Origin of the sequence: Streptomyces sulphureus DSM 40104, assembly GCF_000381025.1 — a bacterium.
Lineage (GTDB): Bacteria > Actinomycetota > Actinomycetes > Streptomycetales > Streptomycetaceae > Streptomyces > Streptomyces sulphureus.
Genome location: NZ_KB905815.1, coordinates 209,790 through 223,330 on the forward strand (window position 1 = coordinate 209,790; position 13,541 = coordinate 223,330).

The 13,541-nt window shown below is 71.9% G+C and carries 9 protein-coding genes and 1 tRNA gene; 8 read left to right on the forward strand and 2 right to left on the reverse strand.

Features of this window, described 5'->3' with window-relative positions; genetic code table 11:
* Positions 1-213 precede the first annotated feature (213 nt).
* A complete protein-coding gene (locus F603_RS0109005) occupies positions 214-444 on the reverse strand; it encodes a hypothetical protein (protein ID WP_019545680.1) in 231 nt (76 codons plus the stop codon).
* Positions 445-1,836: 1,392 nt separating this feature from the next.
* Between F603_RS0109005 and F603_RS0109010 the strand changes: the two genes are divergently transcribed.
* From F603_RS0109010 to F603_RS0109030, 5 genes are all read left to right on the forward strand, one after another.
* Positions 1,837-3,078, forward strand: a complete 1,242-nt coding sequence (locus tag F603_RS0109010; protein ID WP_019545681.1) for a branched-chain amino acid ABC transporter substrate-binding protein — start codon at positions 1,837-1,839, stop codon at positions 3,076-3,078.
* 107 nt (positions 3,079-3,185) lie between these two features.
* Positions 3,186-4,115, forward strand: a complete 930-nt coding sequence (locus F603_RS0109015; protein WP_019545682.1) for a branched-chain amino acid ABC transporter permease — start codon at positions 3,186-3,188, stop codon at positions 4,113-4,115.
* A gap of 5 nt (positions 4,116-4,120) precedes the next feature.
* Positions 4,121-5,965 (forward strand): branched-chain amino acid ABC transporter permease, encoded by a 1,845-nt coding sequence (locus F603_RS0109020; protein WP_019545683.1) that lies wholly within the window; start codon positions 4,121-4,123, stop codon positions 5,963-5,965.
* Positions 5,966-5,969: 4 nt separating this feature from the next.
* Positions 5,970-6,890 (forward strand): ABC transporter ATP-binding protein, encoded by a 921-nt coding sequence (locus F603_RS0109025; RefSeq protein ID WP_019545684.1) that lies wholly within the window; start codon positions 5,970-5,972, stop codon positions 6,888-6,890.
* Complete coding sequence (locus F603_RS0109030; RefSeq protein ID WP_026328258.1) at positions 6,887-7,603, forward strand: ABC transporter ATP-binding protein; 717 nt, start codon at positions 6,887-6,889, stop codon at positions 7,601-7,603. The genes F603_RS0109025 and F603_RS0109030 overlap by 4 nt, the downstream gene beginning before the upstream one ends.
* 107 nt (positions 7,604-7,710) lie before the next feature.
* Here the strand turns inward: F603_RS0109030 and F603_RS0109035 are convergent, their stop codons facing one another.
* Entirely contained in the window at positions 7,711-8,409 is a 699-nt protein-coding gene (locus F603_RS0109035; RefSeq protein WP_019545686.1) for an ANTAR domain-containing response regulator, read from the reverse strand.
* Positions 8,410-8,541: 132 nt separating this feature from the next.
* Between F603_RS0109035 and F603_RS0109040 the strand changes: the two genes are divergently transcribed.
* The 3 genes from F603_RS0109040 (at position 8,542) to F603_RS0109050 (ending at position 12,855) form a co-directional block, all read left to right on the forward strand.
* Positions 8,542-8,615: transfer RNA gene (locus F603_RS0109040), tRNA-Leu, on the forward strand.
* A gap of 93 nt (positions 8,616-8,708) precedes the next feature.
* Positions 8,709-11,240 carry an aminopeptidase N gene (pepN, locus tag F603_RS0109045; RefSeq protein ID WP_019545687.1) on the forward strand — a complete coding sequence of 844 codons (2,532 nt, stop codon included), beginning with the start codon at positions 8,709-8,711 and terminating at the stop codon, positions 11,238-11,240.
* 193 nt (positions 11,241-11,433) lie between these two features.
* On the forward strand, positions 11,434-12,855 hold the full coding sequence (locus F603_RS0109050; RefSeq protein WP_019545688.1) for a pyridoxal phosphate-dependent decarboxylase family protein: 1,422 nt from the start codon (positions 11,434-11,436) through the stop codon (positions 12,853-12,855).
* Positions 12,856-13,541: the final 686 nt, after the last annotated feature.

The following is a 13,541-nucleotide window of genomic DNA, read 5'->3' on the forward strand; positions in this document are numbered from 1 at the left end:
CTCCCGTAGCAGCAGCTTTCGTTCGCGACCGCAGGTCGCGCCACGTCCCGCCGACAAGCCGCATTCCCCAGGCGGGTGATCCGCCCGTGCGCGCCCCGACCGCGTTCCGCACAGGCCGGCGGGTGGTGCAGCGCGTTCTCTGCACCACCCGCCGGCCCGACGAGCGCGCGGCCGCGGCCGGCCGGCTGCGGGCTTCGTCGTGCTGGCGGCAGGTCAGTCGATGCCGCGGCAGATGTGCCAGTCCTCGTCGTCCTCCTCGACACCGGCGAGACGCAGCCGGGGAGGCAGGGCCTCCGCGACCGGTGCGTCGCCCTCGCCGGGGTACGGGGGTGCCGGGGGGAGGAGCACGGAGGTGATCGCTACGGTCGCGGCCGTCGCCGGGGTCGCCGATGCGGTCGCACGAAGCCCTGCTGAGCCTCTCTCGCGCGGCGGTGCTGTCATCATCCTCGGCTCCTCTCGGCCGCCCGGCGGGCGGCAGTGCTTCGGGCGCCGGCCTCGGGTCGGGGCCTGCGCCGAGTCGCGCTTCCTCCGCGTGCCGGCGCCCGCACGCAGACTCGGTGCAGGCCGCAGCACACAGCACCGGACCGAGGGGCCCGGGGCGAACCCGCCACGGGGTCCACCCTCCGCAGTCTGCAACGGTGCCCGGCCCTCACGCATCCCTTTAGGGGCAAGTCGTGCGATTCGACGTACGCCTCACGCACCGTCGGCCGTGCGGCACCCCGCACCACCGCGCCCCGGCGGAGACACGGGCGACGTGCCACCGTCGCGACACCCCAACCCGCCCTGGACACGGCCCCGTTGAAGCGACGGCCCGAGCCGGGCACCGTACATCCCCCGCCGTCGGAAGCGGGCACGGCCCTGAGCCGAGTGGGCCCGCCCGGTCACCCCGCGGCCCCGCCCACCGACACGTCAGGCCCGCGCACGACACCCGACGGCACCGTAGCGCCCAACTCGCCCAGCACGAGAGCCGGTTCGCACGGCAAGATGCGGCGAGCGGTGACACAACGCGACGACACGCCCCCTCGCGCACCGGACCGCGCGCCGCCGGACGCGCCCCCGTGCCCGTTTCGCGCCCGCCGCAGCTCGCCGCGCCCCCGGAGCGGCAGCCCGTCCACACACCCGCATCACGAGGGCCCGCCGTGCGCTCCCCCGTCGATGACCGCACATGTGCGCATCCACCCCGCTGACCGCCAACTACCCCGGCCTCCTCAGGAGTTGTTCCCAACACCACACGTCAGACGCTCCGACACCACGCCACCCGAAACCCGGACGCGACCAACTTCCCGCGCAGACACGGCACTTGACCACCCGCCTCGATCCACCACGCTCGGCGCCGTACCGCACCTCCGGATCACACACCCGACCGGCCCGCCCTCAGCACCCACTACAGTCACTCTTAGTAACAAGGTCCGGCGGAAAAACCATCCCGCCCCCCTGTCCGCCCTCACCTCCGCCCCTCACACCCAGGTGCTCCGCACGCTATGCGGACGCACCACCCCCACTGCCGCCCCAGCCCCCCGTCGAGCGGCGGCTTCGCGCCCAACTCCCGTTCGCTGCGCGGCGGAAAGCCCGCCGTAAACAAAGGGAAATCCCGGCGAAACAGGACCACCGAGCCGCAGGTGCACGGCACGGAGTTCCCGCACAGGCATGGTCATAACAAGACAGTCACATCCTGCCCCTCACCTCTGCCGGTGCCGATGTCATCGCCATAGAGTCACGGCCAGTCACCGCGCCGCCGGGCGTGCGACGCAAGCACGAACTCCACCCCTAGTACGGCCCGGCGGCCGCGAAGAGGTCATCCACCGCCGATGGCCCCGCCAGGGGAAAGGACAGATCGTGCGTCACCGCTCCTTGTTCACCATCTCCACCACCGCCGTGGCCGTGGGAGCTCTCACGCTCTCCGCCTGCGGCTCTCGCGACGACAGCGGCGGCGACAGCGGCGGCGGGGACAAGACCGTCGTCATCGGGCTCGACGCGCCGCTCTCCGGCGACCTGTCCGCGCTCGGCGCGGGGATCAAGAACTCCGCGGACCTCGCGGTCAAGGTCGCCAACAAGAACAACGAGGTCGACGGCGTCAAGTTCAAGCTGGAGTCGCTCGACGACCAGGGCCAGGCAGGCACGGGCCAGCAGAACGCCACCAAGCTCGTGGGCAACCAGGAAGTGTACGGCGTCGTCGGCCCGCTCAACTCGCACGTCGGCGAGTCGATGCAGAAGGTCCTCGGCAACGCCAACCTCGTGCAGGTCTCCCCCGCCAACACCGCGCCGCAGCTCACGCAGGGCGCGAAGTGGCAGTCCGGCGACAAGGTCCGCGGCTTCGAGTCGTACTTCCGCACCTGCGCCACCGACGACGTCCAGGGCCCGTTCGCCGCCCAATACCTCTACAACGAGAAGAAGTTCAAGAAGGCGTACATCATCGACGACAAGAAGACCTACGGCGCCGGCCTCGCCGGCACGTTCACCACCGAGTTCAAGAAGCTCGGCGGCAAGGTCGTCGGCACCGACCACGTCAACCCGGACGACCGCGACTTCTCGGCCGTCGCCACCAAGGTCGCCAAGTCCGGCGCGGACTTCGTCTACATCGGCAGCGAGTACCCGACGGCCGCCCCGCTCTCGGCCCAGATCAAGAAGGCCGGCGCGACGTTCCCGACCGTCGGCGGCGACGCGCTCTACAGCGCCGAGTACATCAAGCTCCACAAGAAGAAGTCCGAGGGCGACATGGCCACTTCGGTCGGCGCCCCGCTGGAGACCCTCGACACGGCCAAGGAGTTCATGAAGAACTACAAGGCCCAGGGGTACAAGCTCCCCTACGAGGCGTACGGCGGCTACTCGTACGACAGCACCTGGGCGATCATCCAGGCGATCAAGGCCGTCGCCGAGGAGGGCGACGGCCTCCCCGACGACGTCGACGAAGCGCGCGAGAAGATCGCCAAGGCCGTCCAGAGCGTCAAGTTCAGCGGCGTCACCGGCGAGGTCGCCTTCGACAAGTTCGGCGACACCACCAACAAGCAGCTCTCCGTATACGAGGTGAAGGGCGGCGACCACAAGGCGGTCAAGACCGGCACCTTCGGCGAGAGCTGATCCGCCAGGGCAACCCGGCCCCGTCCCGCACCACTTGCTGCTGCTGCGCGGGGGCGCCGATCGCGCCCCCGCGCAGCCGTATCTGACACATCCCCGGAGGAACCCCGGTGAACGACCTGCCGGATCAGCTGGCGAACGGACTCGCACTCGGCGCGCTGTACGGTCTCATCGCGATCGGGTACACGATGGTCTACGGCATCGTCCAGCTCATCAACTTCGCCCATGGCGAGATATTCATGATCGGCGGCTTCGGCGCGCTGACCGCCTGGCTGTGGCTGCCCGCAGGCACCAGCCTCACGCTTGCGCTCCCCCTGATGATCCTGCTCGGGGTCGTCTGCGCCGTCCTCGTCGGCGTCGGGGCGGAGCGCTTCGCCTACCGTCCACTGCGCGGCGGGCCCCGGCTCTCCCCGCTGATCACCGCTATCGGCCTCTCGCTCGCCCTCCAGCAGGCGATCTGGGCCTTCTACCCCGACGCCAAGAAGGCCCGTCCCTTCCCGCAGTTCGAGGGGGGCGACTTCGACCTCGGCTTCGTCTCGATCGCGCGCGAGGACCTGTTCATCTACGTCGCCGCTCTCGTCTGCATGCTCACGCTCGGCCTCTTCGTCAGCAAGACGCGCACCGGCCGTGCCATGCAGGCGACTTCGCAGGACCCGGACACCGCGAAGCTCATGGGCGTCAACACCGACCGCATCATCGTCATGGCCTTCGCGATCGGCGCCGCCTTCGCCGCGATCGCCGCCATCGCGCAGGGGTTCAAAACCGGCGAGGTGCAGTTCCGGATGGGCTTCATCGCCGGGCTCAAGGCATTCACCGCCGCCGTGCTCGGCGGCATCGGGAACATCTACGGAGCGATGGTCGGCGGCCTGGTGCTGGGCGTCGCCGAGGCGATGGCCATCGCGTACATCGGAAACGTGCCGGGGATGGAGCAGTTCGGCGGCGGATCGTGGAAGGACGTGTGGGCGTTCGCGCTGCTCATCCTGGTCCTGCTGATCCGACCGCAGGGCATCCTCGGTGAACGCGTAACGGACCGGGCGTGATAAGGATGACCAACTCCACCCCGACCACCGCCGCTTCGGCGAAGGACCACCGCACCGACGACGACCGGCTGCCGGGACTCCTCCGGCTGCCGCGCCCTGCGGCCGCGGCGCTCACCGCGGCCGGCGCCGTGCTCGGCCTCCTCTCCACCTTCCTCGCCTGGACCTGGACCGCCGAGTTCCCGGGGAACCTCACCGTCTACGCCTACCCCGGCGGCCTCCAGATCCTCACCCTCGTGGGCGCGCTGCTCACCCTCGCCTCGCTCCTCGGCGGCGTGTACGGCGTCAAGGGGCTGCGGTGGCTGACCCCGGGCGGCGCTCACAGCCCCGTGCTGCTCTGGGCGCTCGGCACCTTCGCCACCACCGGGTTCACGGCGGTCGCGATCTCCGTCCAACTCGGCGGCGCCGCCAACCTGGAGCCGGGCGCGTACGTCGCCGTCGCCGGCACTCTCCTCGCTCTCGTCGGCGCGCTCGGACTCGGGCGCGACGTCGCGGGCGACGACGCCGAGCCCGGCGCCTGGCGGCGGTTCGTGGGGTCGCTGAAGGCCCCGGCACCCGGCGCCGCCAAGGAGACGCCGGGCTGGGTGGAGATCCTGGCGATCTGCGCCTCGTGCGCCATCGGCCTGTACGTCTTCGCCTACGGCATCGAAGCGGAGGATGGCCCGCCGTTCATCGGCTTCCTCATCCTCGCCTGCTTCGGTGCGCCGGCCGTCGGACGTGCGGGGCTGCTCAGGCGGCTCTCCGGCCTCGCGGCGAAGCACCGGAACGTGACGCTCACCGCGGCCTTCGTCGCCGCGCTGCTCTTCCCGATCACCCAGAGCAACGAGGCGTACACCAACATCGCGGTGAGCGTGCTCGTCTTCGCGACGGTGGCGCTCGGCCTCAACATGGTCGTCGGCCTCGCCGGCATCCTCGACCTGGGGTACGTCGCCTTCCTCGGCGTCGGCGCCTACACGGCCGCGCTGGTCTCCGGCTCGCCGACCTCGCCGTTCGGCATCCATGTGCCGTTCTGGGCCGCGGTGTTGATCGGCGCCGCCGTGGCGCTCGTCTTCGGGCTCGTCATCGGCTTCCCCTCGCTCCGGCTCCACGGCGACTACCTCGCGATCGTCACCCTCGGCTTCGGGGAGATCTTCCGGATCTCGATGCAGAACCTCGACGGCGACTCGGGCCCCAACGTCACCAACGGCCCCAACGGCGTCACCAACATCCCGGACCTGGAGCTGTTCGGCTTCAACTTCGGCGAGGAGCACGCGTTCCTCGGCTTCGAGATCGGCCGGTTCGCCAACTACTACCTGCTGATGCTGATCTTCACCGCGATCGTGGTGATGATCTTCCGCCGGTCGGACAACTCCCGTATCGGCCGCGCCTGGATCGCCATCCGCGAGGACGAGACGGCGGCCCGTGCGATGGGCGTCAACGCCTTCCGGCTGAAGCTGATGGCGTTCGCGCTCGGCGCCACACTCGCCGGCATGGCCGGAACGGTCCTGGCGCACGTGGAGTTCTCGGTGAACCCGGAGTCCTACAAGTTCGTCCACTCCGCCCCGCCGAACTCCGCGTTCCTGCTGATCGCCGTGATCCTCGGCGGCATGGGGACCGTCAGCGGCCCGCTGATCGGCGCCTCGCTGCTCTACCTGATCCCGGCGAAGCTGCAGTTCATGGCCGACTACCAGCTACTGCTCTTCGGCGTCGCGCTGGTGCTGCTGATGCGGTTCCGCCCGGAGGGGCTCATCGCCGACCGGCGCAAGCAACTGGAGTTCCACGCACCACCCGGCCAGGACGGCGGGGGCGGGGCGCCCGCAGGAGAGATCGACGTGCCACCGGGCAGCGGCGGCCTCAGCAAGACGGAGGCGTAAGGCGATGACCACGACGACCACGAAGGAAGCGGCGCAGCCGGCGCCCGACACCGGCGGCAGCGTCCTCACGGCCACGGGCGTCACCATGCGCTTCGGCGGCCTCACCGCGGTGCAGAACGTCGACCTCACCGTCGACCCGGGCGAGATCGTCGGCCTCATCGGCCCGAACGGCGCCGGCAAGACGACGTTCTTCAACTGCCTGACGGGGCTGTACATCCCCACCGAGGGCACCGTCCAGTACAAGGGCCGCGTGCTGCCGCACCGCTCGCACCTGGTCACCGAGGCCGGGATCGCGCGCACGTTCCAGAACATCCGCCTCTTCGCCAACATGACGGTCCTGGAGAACGTCCTCGTCGGACGCCACACCAGGACCAGCGAGGGGCTCCTCGACGCGCTGCTGCGGCTGCCCCGCTTCCGCAGGGCCGAACGCGCCTCCGAGGAGCGGGCGATGGAGCTGCTCGACTTCATCGGCCTGGCGCACAAGCGCGAGCACCTCGCCCGCAACCTGCCCTACGGCGAGCAGCGGAAGCTGGAGATCGCCCGGGCCCTCGCGAGCGAGCCGGGTCTGCTCCTCCTCGACGAGCCCACGGCCGGCATGACCGCGTCGGAGACGACGGCCACCCGCGAGCTGGTGCTGGCGATCCGCGAACTCGGCACCGCTGTACTGGTGATCGAGCACGACATGCGGTTCATCTTCAACCTCTGCGACAAGGTCGCCGTCCTCGTCCGCGGCGAGAAGCTCGTCGAGGGCGACGCCGAGACGGTGCAGAACGACGAGCGGGTGATCGCCGCCTACCTGGGCACCCCGCTCGACGACGACCCGGGGAGCGCGGAGGCGGCGGAGGTGCGCGAGGCCGAGGAACGCACCGCCGCGAAGGCCGAGACGCCCCGCGACTCGGCGGCGCAGGAAGGAGACGAGGACTGATGGCCCTGCTTGAGGTCGAGAACCTGCGGGTCGCCTACGGCAAGATCGAGGCGGTCAAAGGGATCTCGTTCACGGTCGAGGCCGGACAGGTCGTCACCCTGATCGGCACCAACGGCGCCGGCAAGACCACCACCCTGCGCACCCTCTCGGGGCTCCTCAAGCCGGCGGGAGGCAGCGTCTCCTTCGACGGGCAGCCGCTCGCCGGCGTGGGCGCCCACAAGATCGTCGCGATGGGCCTCGCCCACTCCCCCGAAGGCCGCCGGATCTTCCCGCGGCTGTCGATCGAGGAGAACCTCCGGCTCGGCGCCTTCCTCCGCAAGGACACGGAAGGCATCGCGGAGGACATCGCGCGCTACTACGAGCTCTTCCCGATCCTCGGCGAGCGGCGCCGGCAGGCCGCGGGCACCCTCTCCGGCGGCGAGCAGCAGATGCTGGCGATGGCGCGGGCGCTGATGTCCCGCCCCAAGCTGCTGATGCTCGACGAGCCCTCGATGGGCCTTTCGCCGATCATGATGCAGAAGATCATGGAGACGATCCGGGAGCTCAAGGCGCAGGGCACGACGATCCTGCTCGTCGAGCAGAACGCGCAGGCGGCGCTGGAACTCGCCGACTACGGGCACGTGATGGAGATCGGCAACGTGGTGCTCTCGGGCACGGGCGAGGAGCTGATCCACGACGAGTCCGTCCGCAAGGCGTACCTCGGCGAGGACTGAGCACGCCGGGCGCGCGGCGCCTCAGCGGCGGCGACGGGGCCGGCACGGTGCGGACCGTGCCGGCCCCGTCGCGTCGACTCCGGGGCTCCGACGAGGAGTTGCGGGCGTCAGCCCTGCTTCTTGCGCTCCTCGCCGTCCGCGATGACGGCCTCGGCGACCTGCTGCATCGAGAGGCGCCTGTCCATGGACGTCTTCTGGATCCACCGGAAGGCGGCCGGCTCCGAGAGGCCGTACTGCGTCTGCAGGACGCTCTTGGCACGGTCGACGAGCTTGCGCGTCTCCAGCCGCTGGGCGAGGTCGGCGACCTCCTTCTCCAGCTCCTTCAGCTCGGTGAACCGCGAGACGGCCATCTCGATCGCCGGCACCACGTCGCTCTTGCTGAACGGCTTGACGAGGTACGCCATCGCGCCCGCGTCCCGCGCCCGCTCGACGAGCTCGCGCTGCGAGAACGCGGTGAGCATCAGCACCGGCGCGATCGACTCCTCGGCGATCTTCTCCGCGGCCGAGATGCCGTCGAGCACCGGCATCTTGACGTCGAGGATGCAGAGGTCGGGGTGGTGCTCGCGGGCGAGTTCGAGGGCCTTCTGTCCGTCGCCTGCCTCGCCGACGACGGTGTAGCCCTCCTCCTCCAGCATCTCCTTGAGGTCCATACGGATCAGCGCCTCGTCCTCGGCGATCACGACCCGCCTGGTCGCCGGAGGGACGTGGGCCTCCTCGGACGGGTCCTGTCCGGGGTTCTGCGCCGCCTCGTCGGGTGCCGGCTCGGCCTCGGGGGTGCTGGGTTCGGGGGCGTCCGCGGTGCTCACTGGGCTCCTCGTTTCCGCGCAGGTGGGACTCTAGAGCGTACCGAGGTCCTGTAAAGTGTGCGCACGGCGGGTGGACGCAGCTCCCCTCGTGGCGTGTTCGTCGCATCGCCCGGCGAGCACCGCGGAGGAAGAGCCCCGGTAGTCCAATTGGCAGAGACGATGGCCTCAAAAACCATTCAGTGTGGGTTCGAGTCCCACCCGGGGCACTCCACCGCCACCCACCTGCGCACGGCCCAAGGCACGCGCCGCACCCTCTCGTTGAGAGCAATCCGGTGCAGGGCGCACGGGGATGCGGCACCATGGCGCACATGCCGGCACTCACGCGCAGCGAAGCCCGGGACCGAGCCGCCCTCCTCGACGTGCACGACTACACGGTCGACCTCGACCTCACCGCAGGCGAGGAACGGTTCCGCTCCACCACCGTGATCGGCTTCACCGCACGCGAGGCCGGCGCCACCTTCGCCGAGCTGCACCCCGCCGCCCTGCTGAGCGCCGAACTCGACGGCGTCCCGCTCCCGGACGGCAGCCTCACCGGCGGCCGCCTCGCGCTGGAGGGCCTCGCCCCCGGCACGCACCGGCTGCGGGTGGCAGCGGAGATGGCGTACTCCCGCGTCGGCGAGGGCATGCACCGCTTCGACGACCCGGCGGACGGGCGCACGTACCTCTACACGCAGGGCTTCATGAACGACGCGCCCCGCGTCTACGCCTGCTTCGACCAGCCCGACCTCAAGGCAGTCTTCTCCTTCACCGTCACAGCCCCCGAGGGGTGGACGATCCTCGGCAACGGACGCGCCGAGCAGACGGAGCCGGGCCGCTGGGTGTGCGCACGGACACCGCCGATCAGCACCTACCTCACGGCGATCGTCGCGGGCCCTTACCACTCGGTGCGGACCGAGCACGCGGGTCTTCCTTTCGGGCTCCACGTCCGCAGGTCGCTCGCCGACGCACTCGACTCGGACGCGGAGGAGCTCCTGGAGATCACCCGCCGCTGCTTCGACCGCTACCACCAACTCTTCGACGAGCCCTACCCGTTCGACTCCTACGACCAGGCGTTCGTCCCCGAGTTCAACGCGGGGGCCATGGAGAACCCCGGGCTCGTCACGCTGCGGGACGAGTACATCCGCAGGTCGGCCTCGACGAGTACGGAGCGGCGGCTGCGCGGCATGGTCGTCGCGCACGAGATGGCGCACATGTGGTTCGGGGACCTGGTGACGCTGCGGTGGTGGGACGACGTCTGGCTCAACGAGTCCTTCGCCGAGTACATGGGCTACCAGGTGCTCGACGAGGCGACCGCGCACACCGGCATGTGGACCGACTTCGCCGTCGAGATGAAGCCGCAGGGCTACGACGCCGACCAGCGCCCCTCCACCCACCCGGTGGCCCCGGAGCGCGGCACCGTCGACGACACCGCCGTGGCCCGCACCAACTTCGACGGCATCTCGTACGCCAAGGGCGCCTCCGCTCTGCGTCAACTCGTCGCCTGGATCGGCGAGAAGGCGTTCCTCGCCGGCATCAACGAGCACTTCGCCCGGCACCGCTTCGGCAACGCCGAGCTTCCGGACTTCCTCGACTCCCTCTCCACCGCCACCGACCGCGACGTCTCCGCCTGGGCGCAGCGGTGGCTCGGCACCACGGGGGTCGACACGCTCACGCCCGACTTCCCCGACGAGCAGGCGCCCGGCGGCTGGACCGCGGTGCTGCACCACGCGGGCAGCCGCCCGCACCGGCTGCTGCTCGGCGCCTACGACCTGGCGCCGGCCGACGGGGGACGGCTGGTGCTCCGCGAGTGCCGTACCACCGAACTGGCGGCGGACGGCGGGGAGTCGACGGTCGGCGGCACCGGCGCCCGCCCCGACCTGCTCCTCCTCAACGACGGCGACCTCACCTACGCCAAGGTCCGCTTCGACGCGCGCTCCTGGCGCACCGTGCGCCGCGCCCTCTCCGGGCTCCCCGACCCGCTCTCCCGCGGCGTCGTCTGGAACGCGGCGCGCGACATGGTGCGCGACGGCGAACTCCCGCCGCTCGCCTACGTCGAGACGCTCCTCGACCACCTGCCGCGGGAGACGGACAGCACCGTCGTCCACCACGTGCTCGCCTTCGCACGCGACCCGCTCGCCGACCGCTACCTCGCGCCCGAGGAGCGCCGCACCGCGCTCGACCTGCTCTCCTCAACCTGCACCGAGCTCCTCTCGGCGACGGCCGGCGACCGCAGCCCCGACCTGCGCCTCACCGCCGTCCGCCATGCGATCGACAGCGCGACGACGCCCGAGCCGCTCCGCGCCTGGCGCGAGGAGGGCACCGTGCCCGGCGGCCCGCGCCTCGACCCCGAGCTGCGCTGGCGGCTGCTGCTGCGCCTCTGCGTGCTCGGTGCGGCCACCGCCGACGAGATCGACGCGGAGCTCGCCGCCGACCCCGGGGCTTCGGGGCGCGAGTCGGCGGCGCGGTGCAGGGCGGCGCTGCCGCTGCCCGAGACGAAGGCGGCTGCCTGGTCGGTGCTGTTCGAGGAACCCGACGCCCTCTCCAACCGGCTCTTCGCCGCGACGGCGCAGGGCTTCTGGCAGCCCGAACAGAACGCCCTGCTCGGCGAGTTCCGCGACCGCTACCCGCGGGACGCCGTCGCGCTCGCCCACCGCCGCGGGCAGACGATCGGCGAGGCCGCGGGACGCTACGCCTTCCCCGCGAGCCTCGTGGACGAGCGGACGCTGCACCTGGTGGAGGAGTGCGTCGCCGCTGGCACTCCCGCCGTCCCTGCCGGCCTCCACCGCCGCCTCGTCGACCAACTCGACGAGCTCGGGCGCGCGTTGCGGGCGCGGTCGCGCGTGACTGCGTGAACGGCAGCAGCAACACCCTTCTACGCACGGGCTCCAGGGGGCGCGCAACCCCGTCGGCGCGGTAGTACCCCCTTCGGGCGAAGCTGCTCGCGGATCGGCGCGGTGCACCGCCCGAGATGCGTAGCTTAGGGCGGCCTTACCCCACCGGAGCCGGGGCGCCGGCTCCGGGCTCCGCGATGCGAAAGAGTCCGCCATGCCTGCGTATCCGCCCGAAGAACCCGCACCCTTGGCAGGCGGCGCAGCGGGCCCGGCCGCGCTCCGCCCGCTGCTCGGCACCGTCCTCGACGCGCTCGCGGAAGGCGCGGCCGAACGCGGCGGACCGCTCCCCGCCGGCGGGCCGCCGCGCGTGGCGGAGGATCTGCGCGCCCGGCTCGGCGGCACCCTCCTCACCGAGCAGGGGCGGGGGCCGCAGGAGGCGCTGCACACCATCGTCTCGGCCCTCGCGCGCGGTGCCGCCGACCCCGCCGAGCCGCACTGCGCGGCCCATCTGCACTGCCCACCGCTCGCCCTCGCCACGGCCGCCGACACCGCGGCGAGCGCGCTCAACCCCTCGATGGACTCGTGGGACCAGGCGCCGTCCGCCTCGGAGTTGGAGGCCCTCGCCTGCGCCGAGTTCGCGGCCCTCGTCTTCGGCGAGGGGCGCGGGGGCCGCGCCGACGCGCTCGTCACCACGGGCGGCACCGAGGCCAACCAGCTCGCTGCGCTGCTGGCCCGGGAGCGCGCGGGGCCGGGCGTACGGCTCGTCTGCGGCGCCAACGCGCACCACAGCGTGGCGCGCGCCGCGTGGCTGCTCGGCCTGGCGCCGCCGTTGACGGTGCCGACGCCCGCCGGGGTGCTGACGTCGGCCGCGCTCTCCAGCGCCCTCGCCCGCGGGCGCCCGGAGGAGCCCCGCCTCCTCGTGGCGACGGCCGGTACGACGGACACGGGCGCGATCGATGCGCTCCCCGAAATCGCCTCGGTCGCGGCCGAGTTCGGCGTCCCGCTCCACGTCGACGCGGCGTACGGCGGCCCGCTCCTCTTCAGCCCGCGGCTGCGCGGCCTCGTCGCGGGGCTGGAGCGGGCCGACACCGTCACCTTCGACCTCCACAAGCTCGGCTGGCAGCCGGTCGCGGCGGGGCTCCTCGCCGTGCGGGACGCACGCCGGCTCGGCTCGCTCTCGCACCGCGCCGAGTACCTCAACGCCGAGGACGACACCGAGGCGGGCCTCCCCGACCTCCTCGGCCGCTCTCTCCGCACCAGCCGCAGGCCGGACGTGGTGAAGGTCGCCGTCACGCTGCGGGCCCTCGGGCGGAGCGGCCTCGCCGCACTGGTGGAGCGGGTCTGCGACGCGGCGCGGGAGTTCGCCGAACTCATCGATGACGCACCGGAGTTCGAGCTGCGCTCCCTTCCCGTGCTCTCCACCGTCCTCTTCAGGCCGCGGGGCGCGGACGCCGAGAAGGTCACGCTCGTGCGGCGCCGCCTGCTCGCCGAGGGCCGGGCCGTCCTCGGCCGCGCCCGTCTGGAGGACGGCACCTGGCTCAAGGCGACGCTCCTCAACCCGCACGTCCAGCACTCGGACTTCGCAGCCCTGCTCAAGCTCGTCCACGACGCGGTACCGGAAGGAAGCAACAGTTGACGGCCGAAGAACCCCAGCCCCCGGAGCGCCCGTCCGCCGGCGGGGGAGGGTCCCCGCTGGGCAACGTGCCGCGTCAGCAAGGCCGTCGAGAACCGGTGCCGCAGCCGAAACGCCCGGACACCACCGAGGTCTACGACCAGGAGGCCGACTCCAGCACCTTCGCCGACTTCCTCGCCGAACTCGGGCTGCTCCCGTCTCGACCGGAAGAGCCGACCACGACTGGGGACGGCACGCCCCGACCCGCCGCCGACGACGTGGGAGAACGGGAAGAACGGCACGAGGATGCGGCAGCGGAGCCCGGCGACGCGCAGGGCGCCGTCGAGTCCGCGTCGGCTCCGCCACCGCACACGCGGGAACCGGACGTCGAGCGTCCCGAGCCGGACGGGACGGAGCAGCGCCCGCCGGAGAACGGGGAGTCGGAGCCGCCCGCGCGTGGAGGGCTGTCCCCGCACGCCCCCTCGGTGCCGAGTCCGCCCCGCGACGAGAGTCCCGGGATGCACGAGCCGGGTCCGGACGGGGAGACGGGCCCTCCGGCAGCCCCCACTGCTCCGACGGAGCCGTCAACGCGCCGCGTCAACGCACCGGCGGCACAGGGCACGTCGCACTCGGAACCCGCGGGGCGTCCGGCACCGCCGCACGAGCCCGCTCCCCCGGCGGGCACGACCGGCACGACGGTCACCGGGCAG